2 protein-coding genes and 2 pseudogenes are annotated in these 1601 nt (G+C 56.2%); all 4 read right to left on the reverse strand.

All coding sequences use genetic code 11. The annotated features are described in order from the left end of the window. Window positions 1-68: 68 nt before the first annotated feature. A pseudogene (locus ACVBEF_RS21115) lies at window positions 69-916 on the reverse strand (transposase); the annotation flags it as partial. A gap of 43 nt (window positions 917-959) precedes the next feature. Beyond that, window positions 960-1190 carry an IS66 family insertion sequence element accessory protein TnpB gene (gene tnpB / locus ACVBEF_RS21120; protein WP_447125860.1) on the reverse strand — a complete coding sequence of 77 codons (231 nt, stop codon included), beginning with the start codon at window positions 1188-1190 and terminating at the stop codon, window positions 960-962. Further along, complete coding sequence (gene tnpB / locus ACVBEF_RS21125; protein WP_447125861.1) at window positions 1093-1314, reverse strand: IS66 family insertion sequence element accessory protein TnpB; 222 nt, start codon at window positions 1312-1314, stop codon at window positions 1093-1095. Before tnpB (ACVBEF_RS21125) ends, tnpB (ACVBEF_RS21120) begins: the two co-directional genes overlap by 98 nt. Then, window positions 1311-1601, reverse strand: a pseudogene (locus ACVBEF_RS21130) (hypothetical protein); the annotation flags it as partial. The pseudogene ACVBEF_RS21130 and the gene tnpB (ACVBEF_RS21125), both read right to left, overlap by 4 nt.

The raw sequence follows: 1601 nt of genomic DNA on the forward strand, positions 1-1601 counted from the left end.
GGCAGTCGGTGATAGCTTCTCTAAGCGCCCGGTTCATCGAGCACGAATCGATACCGTAGCGCAGCTATCGATCCTGCGTTACGGTCATCGCGTACATAGACCCACAGTCGGCCTGTCTTGGTTTGTCCATTACCAAGAGACAGCACCGGCATCGGCGTATCGTCGGTATGCACTTTATATGTTGCCAATACATATCGCTGCAATGCACCGACGAGTGGATTGACCAATGCGCTACATATGCCCATCCAGCGCGCCATGTTCGAGCGACCCAGTTCCACCCCCTGACGGCCACCGATCACGGATTACCGATAGAGTGGCTGATGATCAGCAAACTTCGAGATCGCGATATGCGCGAGCAATCCCGGTCCAGCGATACCACGCTCAATCGTTCTGCCAGGTGCGGGTGCCTGGAAGATGCCATCGCAGCTGGCGCACGCCTTTTTGCGTCGCACATGACGGATGACTTTGAATGCTGCATCAATGATTTCAACTGCTCGGAAACGTCTTCGCCCAGCGGCTTGAGTTGACCACCACATGCTGAGCAGGCCTGTTCCAGCGGTTCCAGTACGCGTTCTTCGCGGGGCAGATGCGCAGGCAACGGCTGGCGTACCGATTTCTGTCGGGCGATAGTCGGTGCAGATTCTCGCCCCTCGACCTCGCCTTCCTCAGCGATCAAATCTTCCAGACGCATCTCGAGCTGTTCAATCTTGCGATCAATCTTCTCGGACTTGCGGCCAAATTGCATGCGCTTGAGTTTGGTCAGTTGCATTTTGAGTTGCGCGATTTCAAGCGTACGAATGCTGAATGCCTATTCCAGCGTCGATACCGTATGGCGCAGTTGCTGCACTTCGCCATCCCGCTGCAACAGCAGCGTCTTCAAGGCGTCGATATCATCTGGGAGTGAGGATGATGGCATGCGCGTAGTCTACGCAGGTCGGCGGCAGTTTACAAGGCAGAATCTAGCCCGCAGAGAGGGCCGGCCAGGTGCGCTCTGGTTGCTTCCAATTAATGCCTTCGAGCAGCATCGATAATTGGGCCGGTGTCAGGTGTACTTTGCCGCTGTCGGCCTGTGGCCAGACGAAACGGCCATGCTCAAGCCGCTTCGATAGCAAGCATAAACCGTCTCCCGTCTCCCGTCGACCAGAGGACTTTAACGACGTTTCCGCGTCGACCACGAAAGACAAAAACATGACCACAGAAAGGATCATCGAGAAGCGTCATCTGCACTTTGAGTGCGAGGCCATTAAAGCCAGCGCGCATATCGGTGATGCCTGCCGCAATCCAGATGCGTGTACCCGCCGGCAGGCCCATCATGCGCGCATGCTCTGCACGAGCGTACGCAGCACCTCGACATCGACTGTGCCTTCGATGCGTATCTGACCATGTCGCAGCGTGATGTCGATGCGCTCACTGTGCATCGCAACCGGGGGTGGCAGCGATGCCGGAACGGCTTCGTCTTCAGACACCATGACCACTGGCAAAAGTACATTCCGGTCAATCTTCGCCGCAGGCACATCGATTTGCTGCTGCAGGTACTGGCGTCGCCATTTGAAAACTTGATTCGCGTTCAAGTCGTTGGCTAACGCGAGAGCGGACAAGGA

The sequence above is a fragment of the Glaciimonas sp. GG7 genome, from assembly GCF_052976905.1.